The sequence below is a fragment of the Enterobacter pseudoroggenkampii genome (assembly GCF_026420145.1).
Classification (GTDB): domain Bacteria; phylum Pseudomonadota; class Gammaproteobacteria; order Enterobacterales; family Enterobacteriaceae; genus Enterobacter; species Enterobacter pseudoroggenkampii.
Genome location: NZ_JAPMLV010000001.1, coordinates 1694771 through 1718611, shown reverse-complemented (window position 1 = coordinate 1718611; position 23841 = coordinate 1694771). Strand labels below are relative to the sequence as shown.

Genomic DNA, 23841 nt, shown 5'->3' with positions numbered 1-23841 from the left:
CAATATCGGTAGAACACACTCTCAGCTTTAGTCATTACGGCTAATCATCTTCAAACATTCAACACCCGCAGCATCGCGAGGTGAGAGCATGTATCGCATGGACAAAATAACCACAGGTGCTGCATATGGCGCTTCAGCCGGTAGCATCCTAAACGGTATGCTGAATGCCTATAGCCCCGAGCAGTGGAACGCTATCGGCGTGCTGGTGGGTATCATCATTGCAGTGATGACGTACCTGACAAACCTCTATTTCAAAATCCGCGAAGACAACCGCCGCAGCAGGAGCCGAGATGAACCCGACACTCCGAAATAAGCTGGTGGGCGCCGTTGTTGGCGGAGCCAGCGCAATCACTATTGCAGCTGTGATGCTGGGCAATGCGGATGGACTTGAAGGAAGACGCTATTACGCTTATCAAGACGTAGTTGGTGTCTGGACTGTTTGTGACGGGCACACTGGCGCTGATATTCGCCGCGGCTACCGCTACACCGATAAAGAATGTGATGCTTTGCTTCAATCCGACCTGCGCAAGGTCGCTGTAGCTATCGACCCGTTGATAAAGGTCCATGTTCCCGAAACCACTCGTGCCGCACTTTACTCCTTCACTTACAACGTGGGAACTGGAGCGTTTAACAGATCGACGCTGCTGAAGAAATTGAATGCCGGTGGAAAACAGTGGAAGGGTTTGATCACTCGACGCGAGATTGAGCGCGAAGTCTGCGAGTGGGGTTAGAAATGAGCCGATTAACAGGCATCATCTGCACTGTCGTTATCTGCCTGCTGGTTTCCATGGCTTGTGCGATCAATCACTACCGCGACAACGCCATCACATACAAAGAGCAGCGCGATAAGGCGACTGATAAACTCAGCTTGGCGAACGCCACCATCAAAGATATGCAGACCCGGCAGCGAGATGTCGCTGCACTGGATGCTAAATACACGAAGGAATTAGCTGATGCGAAATCTCAGCTTGAAGATCTGCAGCGTTGTGTTAGCTCTGGCAAGTGTGGGCTGCACGTCAACGCAAGATGTCCCGCGAACGGAACGGCCAGCACCGGCGGCCTGGGCGATGCTTCCACCCCCAGACTTACTGACTCCGCTGAACGGGATTATTTCACCCTCAGAGAACGAATCACTACTGTGACGAAGCAGGTCGGCTATCTGCAGGATTACATCAATATTCAGTGCCTTAGATAGCTAACCGATTATGCGGATTATTCCGTAGTTTTTCTGAAGAGGACATTGATCAATGCCATATTTTAAGCGTAATGTGTTTGTAAAAAATATAATTATGGCGCTAAAGTATCGTCTCATTCCAATGGAGATGTGACATGAGCCAGAATGTGCGGTTAACCCTAGAAAAAACTTACCTGTATGATAAAAATGACGTCTGTATTCGATATGAAGTTTATACTGATAAAAGTGCCCATCCTTTCTTTGTTGATAAGATTATAGTAAAGCAGGAAGATGGGGGTAACGTCTATATCGTTGATAAAATTGATTTTGACTGGCAAAGCGAACAAAGTTCTGGGTTCCAACGGCAGGTTCAATTATCGCCCAACCCTGGACCACTTCAGGTAGCAACATCTGATGAATACTGCGATCGTCATTTTAAGAAAAATTATTCTTAAGTGGTTACCGCACACATTGCTTTCATTACAAACCGTCTGAAGGCGGTTTTATAGCCATCATCAAGAGATAATACGTGGTGATGGCTATAATATTTTATTAGTTTTAGTTTCCTAAAATGGCTTTTTCTAAAGCATCTGTGAATTCCGTGTCTCTCCCTGAATCGCTTGCGAATTTGTTATACATATCATTGATATTGTCATAATCAAATGTGAATCTATGATTAGGATTGTGCGGAGGCAAAGGAATCATAATGGCTCCTTCTTCAACAATAGGTGGGGTAATCTGTGGAGGGTTTTTATCTGTGGCTTTCACTCTGACAGGGTAATCTTCTTCAGAATCTTCATCAACATACCGCTGAACCTTGATGTGATCACCCATAACCACGCCATCAAAAATTGTTACCCAAGTCATAAATTTTCCTTTTGTGTTTACGCTACAAGTCTTACCGACAAAAATTAAATTTTTTTCATTGCCCTTTCCATTGATTTATATCGGCATAACCCATCAAAATTTTAGTAAAGGTATAAAAAATGACGAAACCGGACTGGGGCTTGCTTCAGCAACGGTTCCTGTCCGAACATGCCGAAACCGGCGTATCACCTAAGGAATGGTGTGAAGCGCAGGGACTGAATTACGCTACCGCCCGTCGATATATCAAAAAAACTTCTGCGCAAACTGCGCAAAAAACTGCGCAGAAAAAAATGTGCACTGCGCAGAACGAACAAAGCGCAGAAGTGCTGGTGGACATAAAGTTAAGCGCGAAGGTAAAGCGCTTTATTGCTGAATACCTGAAGGACAATAACGCCACAGCCGCAGCTGCACGTGCTGGTTATAGCGACCCAAATTATGGTCGTCAGCTCATAGCGAATCCTAACGTTGCCCAGGCCATTGCGAAGCAGCAGAAAGCCTCCATTGTGCGCACGCTTGGCAGTGCCGATGAAGTCCTGGCGCAGATGTGGCAGCTCGCCACTTTCGATGCAAACCAGCTTTCACAGTATCGTCGCGGCGCGTGTCGTTACTGCTGGGGCTTCGGTCACCATTACCAGTGGCGCGATGCAGTTGAGTTTGATGAGGAAACGGCAAAAGTCGAGGGAAGGGAAGGTGCCAGGCTGCCGCAGGATACTGGCGGCTATGGTTACGACCATAACCGAGAACCAAACCCAGAATGCCCGCGCTGCAACGGTGACGGCATCGGCCAGCCTTATTTCCCTGATACTCGCAAACTTCCTCCAGTCTCACGGCTCGCTTATTCAGGCGTGAAGGTCGGCAAAAATGGCATCGAAATCACAGCAATAAGCCGCGAGCGTATGTTCGAAGCGGTAATGAAGCGCCTTGGCCTTGCTGATAGCGAGTTTGCACAGCGTCTGCAGCAGATCGAAATCGAACGCCGGCAGCTTGAGGTCGAGAAACTCCGCAAGGAGCTGGCGGGTGATGGTGACGATGACGAGCCAACTCCAGTTCAAATCAATATCAACGTAGTGGACGCGAGGGCGGACGATGGGGATCAGCCCGACACTTAATATCCCTCAAGCTCGGTTCTTGGCAATGCAGCATAAATTCAAAGCCTATGTTGCCGGGTTCGGTTCCGGTAAGACGTGGGTGGGTTATAGCGGCATCTGTAAGGGGATGTGGGAGCACCCTAAAATCAACCAGGGCTATTTCGCGCCAACATATCCGCAGATCCGTGACATCTTCTACCCGACGATTGAAGAGGTGGCCTTTGACTGGGGGCTGAGCGTCAAAATCAACGAGGGGAACAAAGAAGTTCACTTCTACGAGGGATGGCGCTACCGCGGGACAACCATCTGCCGCTCGATGGAGAAGCCCGGCTCGATAGTTGGTTTCAAAATTGGTAACGCGATGGTGGATGAGCTGGACGTCATGGCGGCTGCCAAAGCGCAGCAGGCCTGGCGAAAAATCATCGCCCGTATGCGTTATAAGGTCGATGGGCTGCGAAATGGCATCGATGTAACGACGACGCCAGAAGTGTTCAAGTTCGTCTACCAGCAGTTCGTGAAGGCGGTGCGTGAAAAGCCAGAGCTTGCGGCGCTGTATGGACTGATTCAGGCCAGCACGTTTTACGGCTGCGTGAAATCTGGCGCCGATACGTGATAAAGGGTAGCGTTCAGACGTTTGGATACGATAGCGACTTTACGGCAAACGGCGCAGTTGTGGTGCAATCATCTCCGCCAGTATCAATGTTGAAGATTAGCAGTAAGCATGCTGTAATGAGCTTACTTAATTTGAGGGTAACTTGAGCTTAGATTTAAAAATGATAAAAACTTCTACTCTTTTCCTTTGTACTTCCTTATTTTCAAGCATGGCTTTTGCAGAAAATCACTACATACCTCTACTTTATAATTTATCGACTATGTTTGATTTTAATCCAGTTAAGGGGGCTGTTAAATCCTTAGATACTGATGTTGAGGAGAATGGAGAAATCACTTATAAAATCTCCATCAGACTGGATAAAAATGGTTGTGTTGATAGCTTAAATCTTGATAATGTTTCTTCTGGACATGAAACCATTCTAAAATATACAAATGGAAGTCTTATTGGCCATAGAGATGGCAAGCCTCTCTCAATACAACTTGATGAAAAATGTCACATTTTGAGTAAAAATGAAAACGGTGACGAGTTGCGTTACACTCTTTACCCGAATGGATTAATTAAAGACACCTATTTTTTAGGTAAAAAAATATCTGAACATTTTTATGATGAAGACGATAATTTGACGCGCTCTGAATTTTATAGTTCAGAAAGCGTTATGTCTAAAAATGAAATATCTTATGTTGATAAAAAAAGAAAGCCTCTTGATTATAAACTAATAAACTCATCAGTTTTCTCGGAGGGGTATACAGCAACCAGTTCTTGTCATTATAACGAAATGCTTGTACCTGAAATATGTAATGCCACAGTACAGAACGCAGGTAATCCGGCGCCGAAACCAGTTTCAATGACAGCGCATACGAAAGTTGAATTCTACTAGATTAAAACGATTCCAATAAGCTACCTCCGGCGTCATGGTGTTTTATCGGGACGAGTTCAATGAAGGCACTGGCTTAATGTAAGAGGAATTTAAGATGAATGTAGAAACGGTCCGCTTAATCCTGGAACCCTATAATGATTCACATTATGAAGGCTTAAGGGTAATGGATAGTGATGCTGAGGTGATGCGCTATATCAATAAGGGTATCGTTAAAACGCCCGAAGAAACCTGGGAGGGCATCAGAAGGGTGCAGGCTCGCTGGGATAAGTATCACTTCTCGTGGTGGGCTATCAGAGAGAAATCTTCTGGTGCGATCGTTGGTGCAGCATGCCTCCAGCACCTGGCAAACGTGGAGGGTGCACCATTAGAGATTGGCTGGCGCCTCGTTCCTGAACACAATGGCAAAGGCTATGCTACAGAGGCAGCGAAAGCGATCGTTGATTATGCTGTAGAACGGGTGGGAGCATCTTATCTGGTGGCCGTGGCCGATCCCGAAAATATCGCATCGCAGCGTGTTATGAAAAGGTTAGGTATGACTTATAAAGCAATAGAGCAGCATTACGATACGGAATGCGTAGTCTATGAGCTTAATATTGGTAAGCCTGCTTAAGTAACAGATACACCTCTGGCACTTTATCTCCGCTTACAGCACCTCAACCAATTCAAATTCTTCTGCGACCAGTTCCATATCTTCAGAAAAATGGCCTTCGCGGAAGAAAAATCGCTGATGCTCTTTCTGCCAGTATTCAAGGCTTAAATCACCTTCACTCTCTTTACGAGCGAATTCCTCATTAACATCGCAAAAACGCACCAGTCGCATGGAAACCAGCCGGATCACACAGACCGGGACATTCTGACCATCAAGGATTATGTTGTAGCTTCCTATCCGTGGAGCAGACACATCCTGCGAGTACGAGGCAAAAGATCCGCAGGTGGCCGTTTTGAGCCCTTTTTTAATCAGGTTCGCAAGCTCGTTTGCCAGTTCCGGGCGGTCACCCATTTGCCAGGCCTGTGCGCCCGGGTATTTCATTTTTAATTCCTCAACCGTCACCATTCAACTTCCCTCATAGCTTTTATCAAAAGAAATATACCAGCGGTTTTAGCATAAACATCGTCGATACCAGAAGCGTACTCTGCTTTCCTGACACCTTTTTTCACTGGTGGACAGGGAAAACAAAGCGTTGCGCTTATTGCTCGAGTAAATATATCCTTGTGGGGTTATCTGCGTGGTGAATCTATGGCCGGTAGCCAGGCGAGTGATGTTGTATAACAAAGAAAAGTCACCGGGATAGAACCGACACCACGCTTTTTCTGTAACTTTTATCCCATTGGAAGGGGTTAACGTGTTCAAGCTTAATTCTTCGCTACTGGCGGTGTTGCTACTGTCAGGCTGTAGCTCCGATCTGGTTCTCAGCCCACCTCAGCAACCTGAATACAAGTCGATGCCTGAAATAACGCAGTCTGTGACGCCATCACAACAGCGTGCAATCATGGCAGGCGAGCGGCCTGACTGGTCAGAAAGAACACCGGTCAAGACAATAAAGCAATACTAATATGCACGTATCAACCAGGGCTGCCGTTCGGCGGCCTTTTTATTTCCCCATTTGAGAAGGTGCAAAGATGGAGCCTGGTTTGCGGGAAAATTTCTGACGCCTGACATGGTATTTCTTTCTTTATCAACCATGCTTAAGACGAAGACAATTCAATCACTTCAGCATCACCGAAGCGGCAACGTCACTCGAGTCGAGAACCCTGAATGCGCCATGCACCTATCTCCTTAGCTGCAGCCACGGCAATTTTTATGCTGGGCGTTTTTATCATCAATTTACAGGTTTGGTATTCTGCACGCGCTGACAGCCTTGCAGGGGCGCACTATGTCGTGCGAAACATGAACGTCATTCTTAAAGAAGCTCGTCATGCGACCCAGATAGCAATGCAGCTTGCTGAGAATGAGTGTGATGCTGAAGGGCAGTATCGGCTCGGTACTGAAGCGGCATTACAACCCCATCTGAGAACGATCGTTATTCTGAAACAAGATGCGGTCTGGTGCTCCTCTTTACCGGGAAATCGCGTGTTGCTGGTTAACGGCTCAGCGCTGCCTCAGGCATCATTGCTACTTGTTCCATCGAAAAGTACGGTCAACGGCCTGCCGGTTCTCTTATACCAGACAAACCATGCCGGAAGCCGAATCATGGTGAGCATCAGCGACAGCCATATCCGGGATGCGCTGAATATGCCATTACGTGGCGTGGCGTATTCACTGCAAGTCGGCAATCGTCGTTTAGGCCAATCCGGCGATGTGTTGACGGCACCCCATGCAAACAAAGATGTACTGACGGTAAAAGACGCTGATTATCCCTTCGCGATTCAATTTAACGCTCCGCCTCTTTTTAGCCTGACGAGATTATTCGACCAGGCCGGTGGGGTGCTGTTATTTCTGCTGCTCATTTCCTCTCTTCCTGCTTATCTTCTGCAACGCTATCTCTCTAAGGATATATCGCCTGAAGATTCACTGCGCACTGCCATCTACAGAAATGAAATTATTCCCTATTACCAACCCGTCGTGAGCGGAAAAGAGGGCACCTTGCGCGGTGTCGAGGTGCTGGCCAGATGGAAGCATCCGCAATCCGGGTTTATTTCTCCCGCGTCGTTTATTCCTCTTGCTGAAAAATCAGGGTTAATTATTCCATTAACCCAAAGCTTAATGCGTCAGGTTGCAATGCAGATGAATTCAATTTCTTCGCTGCTGCCGGAAGGATTCCATGTAGGAATTAACTTCAGTGCATCTCATATCGTTTCCTCTACCTTTTTTGAAGAGTGCCTGAATTACAAGCGCAGCTTTGTGCAACAGGATCTTAACCTTGTCGTTGAGGTGACCGAGCGCGAGCCCCTCCACGTAGATGAACATCTCGTTAAGACCCTGAATGAGCTGCATAACAACGGATTTGCAATCGCGCTGGATGATTTTGGAACGGGATATTCTGGCCTGTCCTACCTGCAGGACCTGCACATTGATTACATCAAAATCGACCAAAGCTTTGTTGCCAGAGTGAATGCCAATGAGGATTCCACCCTGATCCTGGATTCGGTACTGGAACTGGCAAAAAAACTGTCAATCCGTATTGTTGCGGAAGGGGTTGAAACCCAGCAACAGCTTGATTATCTCATCCGCAATAACATCACGTTTTTACAGGGCTACTTCTTCTACAAACCTGTTCCTTTTAAGGAGTTGGTAAAAATCCTTTTGTCGAAGCCAAAGGTTAAAGTGAGGGTGGAGTAACGTTTTCCCAGTTGTCTGCATTTCCCGCCTGATATATGCGCAAGTAGCGTATAATGCGGCGTCGAAAACTGCTTAACAATCCTCTGGCCGCTACTATGACCCTCAATCGCTTTTGTTATTCACTCCTGATCTTTGCTGCAATCGGCAGCCTTTTTGCCTCTAACCCTTTGGCTATGTGGTTTCTGCTGATCAATGTGCTGACGATGGCTATGTATGGCGCCGATAAACAGGCAGCGCGTAAGGGTATGCGCAGGGTACCGGAAGCCACGCTGCTGGTATTTGGCGTAACCGGCGGCTGGCCTGGCGCGATTGTGGGCCAGCAACTCTTTCGCCATAAAACGCAAAAGCAGCCCTTTAAAACCTACTTTTTCTTAAGCATTGTCGTTAGCATTGCCGTGATGACGGCGGTTTACCATTTCTCGCCTGTTTCTTCTTTATGAGCGTATTGACATCAAGTTAACTTGAGCTTTTAAGATGTCAGCACCACGTTGATAAAGGAGTAACATCTTAAAATGAAAGACATTGATGTAGGTTTCACTCATGTCGCGTTTATGGTCAGGGACCTGGAAAAGAGTATTGCCTTCTATCGTCGCTATGCCGGTATGGAGGTCATTCATTTGCGTGAACCCGACATGCCTGATGCCAGAAAAGTCGCATGGCTTAGCGACCATACCCGTCCTTTTGCACTGGTTCTGGTACAGGCCGATACCGTGACCGATACGCCGCTGGGCAGTTTCGGGCATCTGGGAATTGCCTGCGCGACCCGCGAAGAAATTGACAGAAAAACCGCGATGGCCACCGCTGAAGGTGTGCTAAGGAAGGCGCCTGAGAATGTAGGCGATCCCGTCGGATACTATGTCTTTTTTGCCGATCCCGATGGAAACACGTTAGAGCTGTCATTCGGACAGCGCGTCGGTCTGGAAGCGATCCGAACGGCCAGTCGGAATAAATAAAGCGAAGATACGTTAGCAACAGGAAACAGACCGCGTCGCGCGTCGTTAATTGATCCTCCATCACTGCCAATAGTAGTAGGACTATTCTTAAGTTGTTGCTGTTTTTTGCACAATCTGAATAATACGTGCAACACCACGGACGATAACATTCCATGAAAATAGTCTCTATTACGCTGGCAGTGCTGGCGCTTTTTTCTGCGCCTTGCTGGTCCGCTTTTCAGGAGCGGGAATATAATACCTGGTATATGAAAAATGCGGTGCTTTATGATATGACGCAGACCTCGGAAGGTTATCCCGTCATGGTGAGCGTATCCCAGCCTGGGAGGAAATCCGCTAATTTGCTGGTCTCATATATTACGGAAGGGCGCTGTGGTGAGAATAAGCTGCCACTCAATGTGAATGGTAAAGTGCTGCCCGCCAAATATGATTGTGTTCAGATAGGGAAGAACAGAATTGAACATTTTTCAGTTGTGGATGCGGAAAGCGTCAATGGCATGGTGACGCATTTGAACTCTGATTTCACTATTCTCCTGCAAAACGATATCAAAATTTGGGCGGCAAATATCAAAACGCCAAAATACGGGCTGGCACCGAGATTCTAACGATGAAATGTCTGTCTCGCGACAGGTATTACTTCTATCATGGTAATCATTTATGAAATAATAGTGTCGTGGTGTTATTAATCAAAATAAGGAGTAAGTGGCCCTGTTTTTTTACGTATTGAAATGGACTGTATGCAAAACGGTACGAAACCGCACAAATAATCCTTTCTGACATTATGGATAAAGCTCACTACCAGACTTACGCTTGCTAGCGGCGTTTTAGTTGTTCAGCACATCTTTACTGGTAAGGAGCAGAATATGTCGCAACGTAATAGTCTGGATTTACTAAGCCGTAAAGAGGGAATGTGCCTGTTAGAGCAAAGCATGGGTTTTGTCTGGCAGGCAGCACTTCGGGCGGTCGCGGTATTAGGGGTCGCAGATCGTCTGGTTGAAGGAAAAAAATCCGTTACGCAACTGGCGGAGGAGCTTAGTGTCGATGGCGACTATCTTCATCGGATCATGCGCTTATTGTCCTCTCGCGGGGTGTTCAACGAATTATCTGAAGCTGAATACAGTCTTAGCCATTCAGCACAATTCCTCTGTTCTGAGCATGAATTTTCCTTGCGTGCGGCGGTGCTCATGCTGACAGACCCAACATTCTGGCAGCCAGCGGCTAAAATGGATGAAATATTGCAAGGCAAACCTGTTTTTAATGATTTGTTTGGCAAGCCTTTTTACGACTACTGGCAGCATGATGACACGATGACTGACAGCAACATTTTTCATGCGGGTATGGCCTCTATGTCATCCGTAGAGAATGAAGTCATCGCAGATAGCTATTCGTTCCCTCAAAACGCTGTCGTTGCCGATATTGCCGGTGGGCTGGGTAACTTATTGTTGGCCGTTTTACGTCGAAATCCGACCTTAACGGGGATCCTCTTCGATCAAAAAGACGTGCTTGAGCGGAATCGACTGCACCTGTTAAAGGATAATCGTCGATGGAAGACCGTTGAGGGTAGCTTTTTTGAAGCCTGTCCTGTAGCGGACATTTACTTGCTTAAATATATTTTGATGGACTGGCCTGATGAGAAGGCCATTCAGATACTTCAATGCTGCAGAAAGGCTATGAAAGAAAACTCCCGGCTATTAATTTTTGAGCCGCTTATTAAAAAAGAAAATAATGAACAGGGACGATTTGAAATTGACCTTCTTCTGTTAACAAGTTTTGATGGAGGGCGGGCACGAACAGAGTCTGAGTATCAGGCCTTGTTTGAACAGACCAATCTGAAGTTGAACAAAATAATAGACACCCGTTCGTATCTGTCGATTTTAGAAGTCGTACCTGCCTGAGCTGTTTAAATAATATTCACAGAGCATGTGCCCGGCATTCCGTTTTACCGTATTCCTGCTACGCTTGTCTCTTGTACCAGGAGCATGAATATGAAAAACAAAGATGAACAAACCGGATTAGTGGGGCTGGCGATTGGGGCCGCCGTCATTGGGCTGGTTTCAGCGCAGAAACCGATCCATCGCAACAGTATTGTCGATGAGCTGGTCAGGCTGGGCAGGCAAAAAGGCGATGGTGTAGAAGACGAGGTTTTCGTGAAAGCCGCCGAGCTGGTGAGAAAAGGGGTATAGCCTATGGCTGAAAGACGTAATGCGAAGTGCCATTGCGGCGTGGTGGCATTCACCGTTGAGCTTACCGATGGCCTGAACACCGCTCGGCGCTGCAGCTGTTCCTTTTGTCGCATGCGGGGTGCGGTCGTCGTCTCTGCGCCGCTGTCAGGGATTACCGTGACGAAAGGTGAGGATAAGCTCACGGAGTACCGTTTTAACACGGGAACGGCACGGCATTTCTTCTGCTCGGTGTGCGGGATATACACGTTCCATCAGCGGCGTTCCAATCCAAACGAATACGGCGTGAATGTTGCCTGCTTTGAAAACGTCTCACCGTTCGATTTCTCTGAGGTGAAGGTAATGGACGGGGTAAACCATCCCTCGGATGGAGACAGCGGGGTGTTTGGCTATCTCTCTTTTCGCAAGAAAGGGACAGTTGAGGCGTAATTGCCGCCTGGCCATTCTTTAATCAGCCTGGCTATAGTGGAGGGTGGTTATCTGAAACAGGAGAGACTATGCTCTGTGTTGAAAAAGACGATCCGCGAGAGGCACCTGAATCAGGGGATAAAAAGCCTCAACCGGTGAAAAAATAACGCGACCTGTGCGTTTATCCGCCACCGGCACTGCTGGTGGCTTTTTGTTTACGGAACACAGTTAACCGCCATCCAGATGGTTTAACAGTGCGCCGAGATGCCCGACAACATCAGCAAAATCGAAAATTAACGCCATCCACAGCGCGGCTAAAAGGGTAAGAACGGCAAGGGATACACGACTAAACAACGCTGTTATCCTTAGTGACGAAAGGGCTATCACCTGAGTTTAACCAGCTTTCTTTCAACTTACCCTCAACCAATCCCTTTCTGAAACTGTCTTTTGTGACGGACTTCAAAAAAATCGAGCCCGCATCATAATGCGGGCTCTGGCAATCAGAACTGGTAAACCAGACCTAACGCGACGACATCATCCGTGCCGATGCCGTTGTTTTTGTAGAAGCTGTCATCTTCATCCAGCAGGTTAATTTTGTAATCAACGTAGGTGGACATGTTTTTATTGAAGTAGTAGGTCGCGCCTACGTCAGCGTATTTAACCAGATCCTGATCGCCCTGACCGTTGCCCAGATCCTTACCTTTAGACTGGAGGTATGAAAGGGTCGGACGCAGGCCGAAGTCGAACTGGTACTGCGCGGTCACTTCGAAGTTCTGGGTTTTGTTCGCCACGGCGTCGATGTTATCACCGTACGGCGTCATATTGCGGGTTTCAGAATACATTGCCGCCAGATAGATGTTATTGGCGTCATATTTCAGGCCCGCAGTCCATGCATCCGCTTTGTCGCCGCCCGCTGTGGTATGCATCACCTGCTCGTTGGTACGGTCAGAAGAGGTGTAGGCTGCACCCGCAGTAATGCCCATGCCGAAGTCATAGGTAGTAGAGATACCGAAGCCGTCGCCGTTCTCGTGACGCGTGTCGCGACCGTTGTTGGTACCTTCCTGATTGTTGCTGGCGTCTTCATTTTTGCCCTGATACTGCAGCGCAAAATTCAGACCCTGCACCAGACCATAGAAATCGGTGTTACGGTAGGTGGCCACGCCGTTGGCACGGCCGGTCATGAAGTTGTCGGCTTTAGTGTAGGAGTCACCGCCGAACTCAGGCAACATATCGGTCCAGCCTTCAACGTCGTACAGCACGCCATAGTTACGACCGTAATCAAAGGAACCGTAGTCGCCCACCTTCACACCAGCGAAGGCCAGACGCGTCCAGGACTGGTTATCAGACCCTTCGGTGTTATTGGCCTGAATGTTGTATTCCCACTGTGCGTAGCCGGTCATCATGTCGTTGATCTGGGTTTCGCCTTTGAAGCCCAGACGCATATAGGTTTGATCCCCGTCAGCGCCTTTATCATCGGAGAAATAGTGCAGACCATCTACTTTTCCGTACAGATCTAATTTGTTGCCGTCTTTATTATAAATCTCTGCTGCATGAGTTGCGCCAGCCATTAACAGAGCCGGAATCATCAGGGCCAGTACTTTTCTTTGCATTGTGATATTCCTTTGCAGTTGTTTTTATTTAATTACCTGTTGAACTTCCTGAATGAGAAAGTTGTCTCATGCTAAATCACTCCTGAGTAAGAGTAATAAATTATAATTGTTACGAACTAAGTAAAATCTAAACCGAATAAATCAATGGTAATAGTCATCTGTTTGATGAATGTTTTAATGCAAAACATAATAAATTAAAATTATTAATCAGGCGTTAATTAAGCTATTCTTGGCAGCGTTATATGCCTTTAAGATTATTTATCCATAATTCGCGTGAATAATATTTAGGAAGCTAAATAGATATTTATTGATTATCTGGATTCGCCCGGTGTGAATACACCGGGTTTTTTTATGGCAAAAAAAAGCCCGGACACGCCGGGCTGAGAAACTAGTCGCTGGTCGATTTTTCGGCTTTACCCGCCAGCTGCGCCAGGAAATCATAACGTTTTTGCAGATCGGCCGCGGCGTCTTTCCAGAGCTGTTCGGCCACTTCCGGCTGCTGCGCGTTAAGGCGACGGAAGCGTTGTTCCTGCATCAACGTCTCGGCCAGGGCATCTGACGGCGGACGTGAATCCAGCGCCAGCGGTAACTTACCCTCGTCCGCACGGCGCGGGTCGAACCGGTACAGCGGCCAGAAGCCGGTCGCGGTCAGCTGACGCATCTGGTCGTGGCTGAGTGCCAGATCGTAGCCGTGTTCTTCACACGGGCTGTAGGCAATGATCAGCGACGGGCCAGGATACGCTTCCGCTTCCTGGATGGCTTTTACCGTCTGGTTAAGCTGGGCACCCAGCGAGATTTGCGCGACGTAAACGTGACCGTACATCATCATGCTCACACCGAGATCTTTGCGCGCCTTGCGTTTACCGTGTTCACCGAATTTCGTCACAGCGCCTAACGGTGTGGCTTTCGACGCCTGGCCACCGGTATTGGAATAACACTGTGTATCCAGAACCAGGATATTGACGTTTTCAGTCAGGCTCAACACGTGATCCAGCCCACCAAAGCCGATATCGTAAGCCCAGCCGTCACCACCAATCAGCCAGATCGATTTTTCGACCAGGGCGTCAGCGTCGGTCAGCAGCTGTTCAGCGCCCGCCACGCCCTGAAGCGCGCGACGCAGCTCAGCAACCTGCTCACGCCGTTCTTCAGGCGTCGCGTCCGCGTGAAGCGCGTCATTAAGCTCAGCAGGGAGCTGCCCGGCAAACTGTTCCAGCAGGCGCATCACGCGTGCGCGGTGCTGGTCAACGGTCAGGCGGAAGCCCAGGCCGAATTCGGCGTTATCCTCGAACAGCGAGTTTGCCCACGCGGGACCGCGACCGTTGGCGTCAGTAGTGTACGGTGTGGAGGGCAGGTTACCGCCATAGATAGACGAACAGCCAGTAGCGTTGGCAATCAGCATGCGGTCACCGTACAGCTGGGTAAGCAGCTTGATATACGGCGTCTCACCACAGCCGGAACAGGCTCCGGAATACTCAAACAGCGGCGTAATCAGCTGTGACGTACGAATATCAATGCGTTCCAGTTTGCTACGATCGATTTCCGGCAGATTCAGGAAGAAGTCATAATTGACCTTCTCCTCTTCAACGTGCTCCAGACGCGACATCATATTGATGGCTTTAATCTCCGGATCCTGCCTGTCTTTCGCCGGACAGACCTCGACGCAGAGGTTACAGCCGGTGCAATCTTCCGGCGCGACCTGCAGAACGTATTTCTGTCCGCGCATATCGCGGGATTTCACATCCAGCGAATGCAGGCTGGCTGGTGCAGTTTCCATCTCTTCCGGTGCAACCACCTTGGCACGTATGGCAGAGTGCGGGCAGGCTGCCACGCAGTGGTTGCACTGGGTACACAGCTCTTCCTTCCAGATGGGGATCGCTTCGGCGATGTTTCGTTTTTCCCAGCGGGTGGTGCCCATCGGCCAGGTGCCATCTGGCGGCAGCGCAGAGACGGGCAGGGCATCACCCAGCCCGGCCAGCATCGCCGCCGTCACGGTCTTCACGAAATCAGGCGCCGCATCGGACACGACCGGAGGGCGGTTCGGGCTTGCGGCATTGACCGGCTGCAGCGGGACTTCGAACAGCGACTCGCGCGCCAGCGCCAGCGCCTGCCAGTTACGTTCGACCAGCTCCTGGCCCTTGCTACTATAGCTTTTGGCAATCGCACCCTGCAGTTCTACCAGCGCGCTGTCGCCCGGCAGGATATTGGTCAGATGGAAGAAGGCCATCTGCATTACGGTATTAATACGTGCAGCAAGGCCACATTCGCGGGCAATTTTTGCGGCGTTAACCACATAGAAACGGGCTTTTTTCTGGTTCAGCACCGCCTGCACTTCCTGCGGCAGGCGCGCCCAGACTTCGTCCGCGCTGTATGGCGTATTCAGGAGGAAAATACCGCCGGGCTTCAGGCGCTCGGCCATCTGGTATTTATCGATAAACTGCAGCTGGTGACAGCCAACAAAATCAGCCTGAGAAATAAGATACGCAGAGCGGATGGGCTGTTCGCTCACGCGCAGGTGGGAAACGGTCAAACCGCCGGCTTTCTTGGAGTCATAGACGAAGTACCCCTGGGCGTACCACGGCGTGGAGTTGCCGATGATTTTGATGTTGTTTTTGGTTGCGGAGACGCTGCCGTCGCTGCCCAGACCATAGAACAGCGCCTCAAGTTTGGCGGTTGAGGGCAGGGTGTTTTCCGGCAGCGACAGGGACAGATTCGTCACATCATCATAAATGCCGACGGTAAAGCGCGGCTTGGGCTTCGCTTCGCTGAGCTCGTTGAATACCGCCAGCACGCAGTCCGGACCAAACTCCTTGGAGGACAAACCGTAGCGCCCCCCGATCACGCGCGGCAGCGTTTCACGTTCGCCGTGATTAAAGGCCTCGGCCAGGGCAGTCATCACATCCAGATACAGCGGTTCCGCCTGGGCGCCCGGCTCCTTGGTGCGATCGAGCACCGCAACGGTACGCGCGGTCTCCGGCAGCGCAGAGAGCAGATGTTTCGCCGAGAACGGACGATAGAGACGTACTTTAAGCACGCCAACTTTTTCGCCGCGCGTCAGCAGCTCATCAACAACTTCCTCGCAGGTGCCAATGGCCGAGCCCATCAACACAATGACCCGTTCCGCCTGTGGATGGCCGTAGTACTCAAAGGGTTTGTATTCCCGGCCGGTCGCGGCGGCAAAGTCATTCATCGCCTGTTCAACATGGTCGTAAACCGCGTTGTACCACGGGTTCGTGGCCTCGCGCGACTGGAAATAGGTATCGGGGTTCGCCGATGTGCCGCGAATAACCGGGTGTTCAGGGTTAAGGGCCCGGGCGCGATGCGCGTCGATGTCCGTCTGCGGAAGCAGATTCAGGATAGTATCGTCGGCCAGCGGGACGATTTTGTTGATTTCGTGAGAGGTGCGGAAACCGTCAAAGAAATGAATAAACGGCACCCGGCTTTTGAGCGTGGCGATATGCGAAATTAAGGCAAAGTCCTGGGCTTCCTGAACGCTGCTGGCGCACAGCATCGCGCAGCCGGTCTGGCGTACGGCCATCACGTCTGAGTGATCGCCAAAGATAGAGAGCGCGTGGGTGGCAACGGTCCGCGCCGCGACGTGCAGAACGAAGGGCGTCAGTTGACCGGCGAGTTTGTACAGCGTCGGGATCATTAACAATAATCCCTGAGAAGAGGTAAACGACGTGGAAAGCGCGCCGGTCTGAAGCGCGCCGTGCACCGTGGCAATCGCACCGGCTTCCGACTGCATTTCAACCACTCGCGGGACATCGCCCCAGACGTTTTTTAACCCGTTACCCGCCCAGGCGTCCGCCTGCTCAGCCATGGTAGAACTTGGCGTAATTGGGTAGATGGCGATAACTTCACTGGTGCGAAACGCGACTGAGGCAACTGCACCATTACCGTCAATAGTTTGCATAGGACAACACCCTTACATTGCGCAAAAAATAGGGGTCTGTATTACGGCAACAAACCCTGAATATTATCTATGTATTCTAGCAAATGGGTGATTTTACGATTTTCGCTTTTGTGTCCTCGGTATTCTCGCCATCAATGAGTAGATCAAACTTTTGGCGAAAAAATTGCGAGAAATTGTTTCTGAAGCGCATAAATACGCACTTTCGCTCTCGACGACACGGGATGTGATGCCTATTATGCATAGGTTTCGCTTTATTCATGGGGGAGAGAGCATGCGCTCAGCATTTTGGTTAGGGTGTGCCGCATTATTGTTGTCGGCATGTAGCAGTGAACCCGTTCAGCAGGCAACGGCAGCCCACGTGGCGCCGGGAATGAAGGCGGCGATGTCCAGCTCGGGTCAGGCTAACTGCGCAATGATTGGCGGTTCGCTGTCCGTCGCCCGTCAGCTGGATGGTTCTGCTATTGGGATGTGCGCCTTGCCAAATGGCAAACGCTGTAGCGAACAGTCGCTTGCCGTTGGAAGCTGCGGTAACTACTGATTATTCTGCACGCTTAAACATCAGCGTTTTATCGGCCGTGGCCAGCGTTAACTGGTCTTCAGTCAGGTCGACCTGCGCCCCTTTGCGCAGCATGTCGCCGATGGCCTGATCCAGCTCATTCAGCTGCGGTTCAGTACATAGCTTGCGCGTCATGGCCAGCGTTTTAACCTTAAGCTCGCCTTCGGACAATTTCCCCTGTCCGTTGAAGCGGTTACACATCTGGCCAGAAACGCTGATGTTATTAACCAGGCTGATATCTGGCAGCGCGCTAAAACCGATCTCAGGTTGCGTTGTCGCACTCTTCACTGCCTTACCGTTTACATTTTCCAGCACAAAGCGGTGGTTCTGAAGTTGCTCCGGCTGAACGGAGGCTTTACCCGGATTAACGCACCCGGTAAGGACAAGACTAATAACACCTAACGCAATGAGCTTTTTCATTTTTCTTCTCAAACTATAAATACTGTGAATCTTTTTCCAGTGTAACGATACTCTGCCGTGCGTTAATGGGGTTTATCTGAAAGTGCGGGGGGAGGTACCGGGCAACGCAGCGGTTGCCCGGAATGACGTTAATGCGATTTAAACCCTGCCGCCGTCATCAGCATACGGAAGAGCATACTGACAGCAGCCAGCGCCAGTACGCTGCCGCCCCAGATAATGGCCAGCCACAGCAATCTTTTCCAGACCGGTTGTTGCATCAGTGATAACCCTCCCCATGCTGAACTTTGCCGCGAAATACGTAGTAGCTCCAGAAGGTGTAGACCAGAATAACGGGAATGATCAACAGCGCGCCGACCAGCATAAAGCCCTGGCTTTGCGTCGGTGCGGCCGCCTGCCACAGGGTGATCGACGGTGGAATGATATGCGGCCAGATGCTGATCCCAAGCCCGCTAAAGCCGAGGAAGATCAGCCCCAGCGTCAGAATAAACGGACGGCTATGGCTGTCGGGATTATTCAGGCAGCGCCACTGGTACAGGCTAAAAATCACCACCAGCGCCGGGACGGGCAGCAGATAAAACAGATTCGGCAGCGTAAACCAGCGCGCAGCGATGGCCGGTTGCGCCAGCGGCGTCCAGAGGCTGATCGCCGCAATAAACGCCAGCAGCACGATTAACAGCGTTTTCGACACCTCACGCATCCGCTGCTGCAATGCGTTTTCGCTTTTCATCACCAGCCAGGTCGAGCCTAACAGCGCATAAGCCACCACCAGCCCCGCGCCGCAAAACAGGTTAAACGCGGTAAACCAGTCAAAGGGGCCGCCGGTATAGGCCCGACCGGTGACGGCAAAGCCGTTAATGACGGCGCCTACCGTTACGCCCTGGGTAAACGTCGCCAGAATTGAACCGCCTATAAACGCCTTATCCCAGAAGGGACGGTGAGCCGGGGTGGCTTTAAAGCGAAACTCAAATGCCACCCCGCGGAAAATAAGTCCGATCAGCATTAACGTCAGCGGAATGGTCAGGGCATCAACGATGACCGCATAGGCCAGCGGAAACGCGCCGAACAGGGCGGCTCCGCCGAGCACCAGCCAGGTCTCATTTCCGTCCCAGACCGGCGCGACGCTGTTGACCATCACGTCGCGATCGTCGGCGTTTTGCGTTGCCGGGAACAGAATGCCGATCCCCAGATCAAAACCGTCCATGACGATATACATCAGCGTGGCAAAGACGATGATGACAAACCAGATAATGGAAAGATCGATACCCATTATGGTTGCTCCTTGTGTTCAGTTGTGACGGCAGAAAGCGGGCGCGCCGGACGTCCGTCGGACTCGGTGGCGAAAGATTCATGCGGCTGCGGGCCTTTTCGGATGAGGCGCACCATATAGCTGTAACCCACGCCGAATACCGAGGTATAGACAACGAAGAAGGCCAGCAGGCTCACGCTCATGTGCAGATCGCCATGGGCAGACACCGCATCCTTCGTTCGCTGGAGCCCATAGACCACCCACGGCTGGCGACCCACTTCGGTGGTGATCCACCCGGCCAGAATAGCAATCAGCCCGGATGGTCCCATCAACAGCGTAAACCACAGGAAAGGTCGGGAAGAATAAACGCGCTTTTTATAGCGCAGCCAGAGAGCCGTCACCCCAAGCAGCAGCATCAGCATGCCCAGACCCGCCATAATGCGGAACGACCAGAAGACGATGGTGGAGTTCGGGCGGTCTTCCTTTGGAAACTCTTTGAGCGCCGGTACCTGTTTATCCAGACTGTGCGTCAGAATAAGGCTGCCGAGCGCGGGGATCTCCAGCCCAAAGCGGGTACGCTCCTGCTCCATATCCGGCCAGCCAAACAGCAGCAGCGGGGTTGGCTCACCCGGCGGGTTTTCCCAGTGGCCCTCAATGGCGGCGATCTTAGCGGGCTGGTGCTTTAGGGTGTTCAACCCGTGCATATCGCCAACCATGGCCTGGATGGGGGCGACAATCAGCGTCATCCACAGCGCCATCGAAAACATCGCGCGGATGGCAGGGGTATTATTGCCGCGCAGCAGATGCCATGCCGCCGATGCGCCCACAAACAGGGCGCAGCTCAGGAACGCGGCTATCGACATATGCAGCAGACGGTATGGGAAGGAGGGGTTAAACACCACGGCGAACCAGTCTACCGGTACCACCTGTCCGTTGACGATCTCATAGCCCTGCGGGGTCTGCATCCAGCTGTTCGAGGAGAGGATCCAGAAGGTTGAAATGATGGTTCCCAGCGCCACCATGCAGGTGGCGAAAAAGTGCAGTCCCGGCCCGACTTTGTTCCAGCCGAACAGCATTACGCCGAGGAAACCGGCTTCGAGGAAGAAGGCGGTAAGCACTTCATAAGTCAGCAGCGGGCCGGTAATACTGCCCGCAAACTGCGAAAAGCCGCTCCAGTTGGTGCCAAACTGGTAGGCCATCACCAGCCCGGAGACCACGCCCATGCCAAAGTTGACGGCAAAAATCTTCGACCAGAAATGGTACAGGGAGCGCCAGACCGGATTTTTAGTTTTCAACCACAGCCCTTCGAGTACGGCAAGGTAGCTTGCGAGACCAATGGTGATGGCCGGGAAAATAATGTGAAAGGATACGGTAAAGGCAAACTGTATCCGTGCAAGGTGAAAAGCATCTAAACCAAACATGCAAAACTCCGCGATGTAATTATGTCGATGCCATTCTAAGCCGCGCCAGCTCTGGGTTGCAGAAACAGACCCGGCATATTTACCTATAACAGTTTGCCAGTGTATTATTTATAGATGTGCTTAAAGTCCGCTTTCCGTTAATGACTTTGCTCGAGTAATTGCTCCAGCATTAAATATGGGGTGCTCGTAGCGATCGGTTACGTCACTCACGCGGTAAATTTTCCACTTTCCGTCTTCACGACGCATATAGACTTCAAGATTAAGAAACCCGCCGTTCTCAATACCAATCCTGACAGGAAGAACTTCGCCATTGATGAACTGATGCGCCACACCAACCTCAAGCCGCTTCACCCAGGAGGGATCATAATCCTGAATATAAGCGAAATAATCTGACCCCAGGATTTCCTGTTCAGGAATCGACTCTATCTCGTTAAGTCGGGATAGTGTATCTGCCGCAACGTACTCTCTAAGCTGAGGGTATTCACTATCACTTTCCGCAAAAAACGTCAGATATGTGGAATAAAATTCTTCCGCTCGTTCGGCAGCATTCTGCTGAGGTACGCACGTACAAGCTGATAATAATAACGGCAAAGTAATTATAATCCCCCTCATCATCTACTCATCCTGTAAATCTTATAGGTTGGTTGTGCGCGGCGGTAACCCGGCCCGGGGTACATACTGAGCTGGGTAAAATCTGAGATCCACCGGGTGCCGTCGAACATTGTCATATGGCCGCTTGAATTTCCCCCAGGATAGGGCTGAATTACAGCGACATCTCCGCTAAGCAACGTCGAACCGGGAGGAACCTCCCTAAAACCTGCACGCAAAAGTTTTGGTCCATAATCCTTCGCATCATGTGTGCGTTCAAGCGTAATGCCGCCAGCGATTATGGCACGACGTGTAAACTTCGCGCATTCGTTATGAGAGTGTCCAAGCGCATGCGAGCGGAGGTAAGAAACAGCCGCGTCTTTATTCCAACTCATTGATAATTCCTTTCTGTAAGGTAAGGGCGCAATTCCTGCTTGAGCAAGACAAGTAGCAGAGTGTTCATTAGCCTGTTGTTAATACTCTGTGGTTGGTGAGATGAGTAGGCAAAAAATGTTATATATTATGTTTATATTTCATGTGGTTATGTATGTATGGTCGAGGATTGTAAACATCAATATTTAAAAAGCTGGACGAGCATCAGGGAATAAAAACATTCTTTTTATGAATTTTCCGCATTAAACCGCTTGCTTTGTCGTCAGCGCCGTGCGTTAATGGTCTTCTGGTTTTGAGTCCAAATAAATATCTGACGTAGTTTTATAAAGCAGTTCTCATCACGTTGTGCCTCTCCGCAGCCTCTCTTGGGTCTTTATCTACATTCCGATTCGTTTTGTTTAAAACCATTATGCCCAATCGGCCCATTAGTAATTTACGTTTTAACGTTTCAGGAGAATCCTATGACTTCTTATATCCATTTTCGCTGCCCATGCTGCCATGGTTCGCAGTACCGTACCTCAGCCTTTGATGTGTCTGAGAAAAACCCGTTTGGCGCGAAATGCATTTTTTGCAAATCGCCGATGATCACGCTCGACCACCTGGCCGCCGCGCATTCCGCTCAGAGCCACGTGACCGAATACCGTAAGTAATTCATCTTCCAGACTATAACAGTTAGCTAAATCTTCTCTTTTTCTCCTGCTGATATACACTGTCGGTCATAAGGAGAATCTGATGAAAAAATACCAGCGTCTGGCGCAACAAATTATCTCGCAGATTGAGCTTGGCGTATGGCTGCCGGGTGATAAGCTGCCTTCCCTGCGAGAGCAGGTGGCAAGCAGCGGCATGAGTTTTATGACCGTTGGCCACGCGTATCAGATGCTGGAAAGTCAGGGGCGCATTGTCGCCAGACCGCAGTCGGGCTATTACGTTGCCTCCCGCCCGACCGCACAACAGCCTGCGCCACCCGCTCAGGTGATGCGTGACGAAGCGGTGGATATCAATACCTACATCTTCGACGTCTTACAGGCCAGCCGCGACCCGTCCGTTGTTCCTTTTGCCTCCGCGTTTCCCGATCCCCGTCTTTTCCCGCTTCAGCAGCTCAACCGCTCGCTGGCGAACGTCAGTAAAACCGCGACGGCGATGAGCGTGATTGAGAACCTGCCGCCGGGTAACGTCGATCTCCGCCACGCCATTGCCCGTCGTTACGCGCAGCAGGGGATGAACATCTCCCCGGAAGAGATCGTGATCACCGCAGGCGCCCTCGAGGCGCTGAATCTCAGCCTGCAGGCGGTGACCGAGCCTGGCGACTGGGTGATCGTCGAAAACCCCTGTTTCTACGGCGCGCTGCAGGCGCTGGAACGCCTGAAGCTTAAGGCGTTGTCGATTGCGACAGACGTCCGCGAGGGGATTGACCTGAATGCCCTTGAACAGGCGCTGAATGAGTACCCGGTTAAAGCCTGCTGGATCATGACCAACAGCCAGAACCCGCTCGGCTTCACGCTGAGCGCGGAGAAAAAAGCGCAGCTTGTCGCGCTGTTAACGCAGCACAATGTCCCCTTGATTGAAGACGATGTCTACAGCGAGCTCTATTTTGGCCGCGATAAGCCGCTCCCGGCGAAAGCGTGGGATCGTCAGGACATGACGCTTCACTGCTCGTCCTTTTCAAAATGTCTGGTGGCCGGTTTTCGCATCGGCTGGGTGGCGGCAGGAAAACACGCGCGGCGCATTCAGCAGCTACAGCTGATGAGCACGCTCTCAACCAGTTCTCCCATGCAGCTGGCGCTGGTGGATTACCTGGCGACCAAACGCTACGACGCTCACCTGCGCCGCCTGCGGCGTACGCTGGCCGAGCGAAAGCAGCAGGCCTGGCAGTCACTTCTGCGCCATATGCCTGCCGGCGTCAAAATTCACCATAACGACAGCGGCTATTTTTTGTGGCTGGAGCTTCCGGCACAGCTGGATGCGGGGCTGCTGAGCGAAAAGGCCTTAACGCACCACATCAGCATTGCTCCCGGAAAGATGTTTTCTACCTCTGACGCATGGACGCCATTCTTTCGTTTTAATACCTCCTGGGCCTGGGGAGAGCGGGAAGAGCAGGCGGTCATTCAGTTAGGGAAATTAATTAGCACGATGCTGGAATAATCCTTTCTCCGTTATTTAAATAATCAATTCTTATCCTGATGACGGCACTGCGAATATTTCGCGGTGACCTGTCATAGGAAATCTGCATACCGTCTCTCGCGCCTAACTCCTTGTC

At 50.6% G+C, this 23841-nt stretch carries 30 protein-coding genes; 19 read left to right on the top strand and 11 right to left on the bottom strand.

Translation table 11 applies throughout. The features are described 5' to 3' along the window. Positions 1–88: 88 nt before the first annotated feature. From OTG14_RS08365 to OTG14_RS08350, 4 genes are all read left to right on the top strand, one after another. Positions 89–313 carry a class II holin family protein gene (locus OTG14_RS08365; RefSeq protein ID WP_196352172.1) on the top strand — a complete coding sequence of 75 codons (225 nt, stop codon included), beginning with the start codon at positions 89–91 and terminating at the stop codon, positions 311–313. After that, the gene (locus OTG14_RS08360) at positions 291–731 is read left to right on the top strand and encodes a lysozyme (RefSeq protein WP_267214916.1); all 441 of its coding nucleotides are present in this window, start codon (positions 291–293) and stop codon (positions 729–731) included. The genes OTG14_RS08365 and OTG14_RS08360 overlap by 23 nt, the downstream gene beginning before the upstream one ends. A gap of 2 nt (positions 732–733) precedes the next feature. Further along, on the top strand, positions 734–1195 hold the full coding sequence (locus OTG14_RS08355) for a lysis protein (RefSeq protein ID WP_267214915.1): 462 nt from the start codon (positions 734–736) through the stop codon (positions 1193–1195). Between the two features lie 134 nt (positions 1196–1329). Continuing rightward, entirely contained in the window at positions 1330–1629 is a 300-nt protein-coding gene (locus OTG14_RS08350) for a hypothetical protein (protein WP_196352175.1), read from the top strand. Between the two features lie 103 nt (positions 1630–1732). Here OTG14_RS08350 and OTG14_RS08345 read toward each other — a convergent pair whose 3' ends face one another. After that, entirely contained in the window at positions 1733–2041 is a 309-nt protein-coding gene (locus tag OTG14_RS08345) for a hypothetical protein (protein ID WP_267214914.1), read from the bottom strand. A 119-nt stretch (positions 2042–2160) separates the two neighbouring features. Between OTG14_RS08345 and OTG14_RS08340 the strand changes: the two genes are divergently transcribed. From OTG14_RS08340 to OTG14_RS08325, 4 genes are all read left to right on the top strand, one after another. Continuing rightward, the gene (locus OTG14_RS08340; protein ID WP_267214913.1) at positions 2161–3150 is read left to right on the top strand and encodes a terminase small subunit; all 990 of its coding nucleotides are present in this window, start codon (positions 2161–2163) and stop codon (positions 3148–3150) included. Beyond that, positions 3128–3742 (top strand): terminase large subunit domain-containing protein, encoded by a 615-nt coding sequence (locus OTG14_RS08335; RefSeq protein ID WP_342453692.1) that lies wholly within the window; start codon positions 3128–3130, stop codon positions 3740–3742. The genes OTG14_RS08340 and OTG14_RS08335 overlap by 23 nt, the downstream gene beginning before the upstream one ends. A gap of 142 nt (positions 3743–3884) precedes the next feature. Continuing rightward, complete coding sequence (locus tag OTG14_RS08330; protein ID WP_267214912.1) at positions 3885–4619, top strand: YnfC family lipoprotein; 735 nt, start codon at positions 3885–3887, stop codon at positions 4617–4619. Positions 4620–4713: 94 nt separating this feature from the next. After that, positions 4714–5229: a GNAT family N-acetyltransferase gene (locus tag OTG14_RS08325; protein WP_126533792.1), complete on the top strand. Its 516-nt coding sequence runs from the start codon at positions 4714–4716 to the stop codon at positions 5227–5229. A gap of 33 nt (positions 5230–5262) precedes the next feature. Here the strand turns inward: OTG14_RS08325 and OTG14_RS08320 are convergent, their stop codons facing one another. Next, the gene (locus OTG14_RS08320; protein WP_267214911.1) at positions 5263–5673 is read right to left on the bottom strand and encodes an ASCH domain-containing protein; all 411 of its coding nucleotides are present in this window, start codon (positions 5671–5673) and stop codon (positions 5263–5265) included. 702 nt (positions 5674–6375) lie between these two features. Here OTG14_RS08320 and OTG14_RS08315 point away from each other — a divergent pair. From OTG14_RS08315 to OTG14_RS08280, 8 genes are all read left to right on the top strand, one after another. Beyond that, a complete protein-coding gene (locus OTG14_RS08315) occupies positions 6376–7899 on the top strand; it encodes an EAL domain-containing protein (protein WP_267214910.1) in 1524 nt (507 codons plus the stop codon). A gap of 95 nt (positions 7900–7994) precedes the next feature. Beyond that, the gene (locus OTG14_RS08310; protein WP_267215207.1) at positions 7995–8339 is read left to right on the top strand and encodes a DUF1294 domain-containing protein; all 345 of its coding nucleotides are present in this window, start codon (positions 7995–7997) and stop codon (positions 8337–8339) included. A 72-nt stretch (positions 8340–8411) separates the two neighbouring features. Then, the gene (locus OTG14_RS08305) at positions 8412–8852 is read left to right on the top strand and encodes a VOC family protein (protein ID WP_045908846.1); all 441 of its coding nucleotides are present in this window, start codon (positions 8412–8414) and stop codon (positions 8850–8852) included. Between the two features lie 152 nt (positions 8853–9004). After that, on the top strand, positions 9005–9454 hold the full coding sequence (locus tag OTG14_RS08300) for a hypothetical protein (RefSeq protein WP_267214909.1): 450 nt from the start codon (positions 9005–9007) through the stop codon (positions 9452–9454). Positions 9455–9712: 258 nt separating this feature from the next. Further along, a complete protein-coding gene (locus OTG14_RS08295; protein ID WP_267214908.1) occupies positions 9713–10744 on the top strand; it encodes a methyltransferase in 1032 nt (343 codons plus the stop codon). 90 nt (positions 10745–10834) lie between these two features. After that, the gene (locus OTG14_RS08290) at positions 10835–11032 is read left to right on the top strand and encodes a hypothetical protein (protein WP_023312007.1); all 198 of its coding nucleotides are present in this window, start codon (positions 10835–10837) and stop codon (positions 11030–11032) included. Positions 11033–11035: 3 nt separating this feature from the next. Then, positions 11036–11458, top strand: coding sequence for a GFA family protein (locus OTG14_RS08285; RefSeq protein ID WP_267214907.1), 423 nt, complete (start codon positions 11036–11038; stop codon positions 11456–11458). Between the two features lie 68 nt (positions 11459–11526). Then, positions 11527–11604, top strand: a complete 78-nt coding sequence (locus OTG14_RS08280; RefSeq protein ID WP_223239581.1) for a hypothetical protein — start codon at positions 11527–11529, stop codon at positions 11602–11604. 61 nt (positions 11605–11665) lie between these two features. On the opposite strand, the gene OTG14_RS08275 is transcribed toward OTG14_RS08280, so the two are convergent. The 3 genes from OTG14_RS08275 to nifJ all read right to left on the bottom strand — a co-directional run bounded on the left by OTG14_RS08275 (position 11666) and on the right by nifJ (position 16960). Beyond that, the gene (locus OTG14_RS08275) at positions 11666–11791 is read right to left on the bottom strand and encodes a hypothetical protein (RefSeq protein WP_267214906.1); all 126 of its coding nucleotides are present in this window, start codon (positions 11789–11791) and stop codon (positions 11666–11668) included. 146 nt (positions 11792–11937) lie between these two features. After that, complete coding sequence (gene ompC / locus OTG14_RS08270; protein WP_248271926.1) at positions 11938–13047, bottom strand: porin OmpC; 1110 nt, start codon at positions 13045–13047, stop codon at positions 11938–11940. A gap of 388 nt (positions 13048–13435) precedes the next feature. After that, positions 13436–16960 carry a pyruvate:ferredoxin (flavodoxin) oxidoreductase gene (nifJ, locus tag OTG14_RS08265; protein ID WP_267214905.1) on the bottom strand — a complete coding sequence of 1175 codons (3525 nt, stop codon included), beginning with the start codon at positions 16958–16960 and terminating at the stop codon, positions 13436–13438. 271 nt (positions 16961–17231) lie between these two features. Here nifJ and OTG14_RS08260 point away from each other — a divergent pair, with 271 nt between their 5' ends. After that, the gene (locus OTG14_RS08260; protein WP_024907232.1) at positions 17232–17498 is read left to right on the top strand and encodes a putative hemolysin; all 267 of its coding nucleotides are present in this window, start codon (positions 17232–17234) and stop codon (positions 17496–17498) included. Here OTG14_RS08260 and hslJ read toward each other — a convergent pair whose 3' ends face one another. The 6 genes from hslJ to OTG14_RS08230 all read right to left on the bottom strand — a co-directional run bounded on the left by hslJ (position 17499) and on the right by OTG14_RS08230 (position 21586). Beyond that, positions 17499–17936, bottom strand: coding sequence for a heat shock protein HslJ (gene hslJ / locus OTG14_RS08255; RefSeq protein WP_048991967.1), 438 nt, complete (start codon positions 17934–17936; stop codon positions 17499–17501). A 128-nt stretch (positions 17937–18064) separates the two neighbouring features. Beyond that, positions 18065–18193: a DUF2474 domain-containing protein gene (locus OTG14_RS08250; protein WP_008501283.1), complete on the bottom strand. Its 129-nt coding sequence runs from the start codon at positions 18191–18193 to the stop codon at positions 18065–18067. Beyond that, positions 18193–19203, bottom strand: a complete 1011-nt coding sequence (gene cydB, locus OTG14_RS08245) for a cytochrome d ubiquinol oxidase subunit II (RefSeq protein WP_048991969.1) — start codon at positions 19201–19203, stop codon at positions 18193–18195. The genes OTG14_RS08250 and cydB overlap by 1 nt, the downstream gene beginning before the upstream one ends. Next, the gene (locus OTG14_RS08240) at positions 19203–20603 is read right to left on the bottom strand and encodes a cytochrome ubiquinol oxidase subunit I (protein WP_267214904.1); all 1401 of its coding nucleotides are present in this window, start codon (positions 20601–20603) and stop codon (positions 19203–19205) included. The genes cydB and OTG14_RS08240 overlap by 1 nt, the downstream gene beginning before the upstream one ends. A gap of 120 nt (positions 20604–20723) precedes the next feature. After that, positions 20724–21218 carry a YqhG/Tai3 family protein gene (locus OTG14_RS08235; RefSeq protein WP_244319914.1) on the bottom strand — a complete coding sequence of 165 codons (495 nt, stop codon included), beginning with the start codon at positions 21216–21218 and terminating at the stop codon, positions 20724–20726. Next, a complete protein-coding gene (locus tag OTG14_RS08230; RefSeq protein ID WP_045326584.1) occupies positions 21215–21586 on the bottom strand; it encodes a hypothetical protein in 372 nt (123 codons plus the stop codon). The genes OTG14_RS08235 and OTG14_RS08230 overlap by 4 nt, the downstream gene beginning before the upstream one ends. 459 nt (positions 21587–22045) lie before the next feature. On the opposite strand from OTG14_RS08230, the gene ymcF reads away from it, so the two are divergent. Beyond that, entirely contained in the window at positions 22046–22234 is a 189-nt protein-coding gene (gene ymcF / locus OTG14_RS08225) for a cold shock small protein YmcF (RefSeq protein ID WP_032645155.1), read from the top strand. An 82-nt stretch (positions 22235–22316) separates the two neighbouring features. Next, positions 22317–23726, top strand: a complete 1410-nt coding sequence (locus OTG14_RS08220; RefSeq protein ID WP_157189264.1) for an aminotransferase-like domain-containing protein — start codon at positions 22317–22319, stop codon at positions 23724–23726. Positions 23727–23841: the final 115 nt, after the last annotated feature.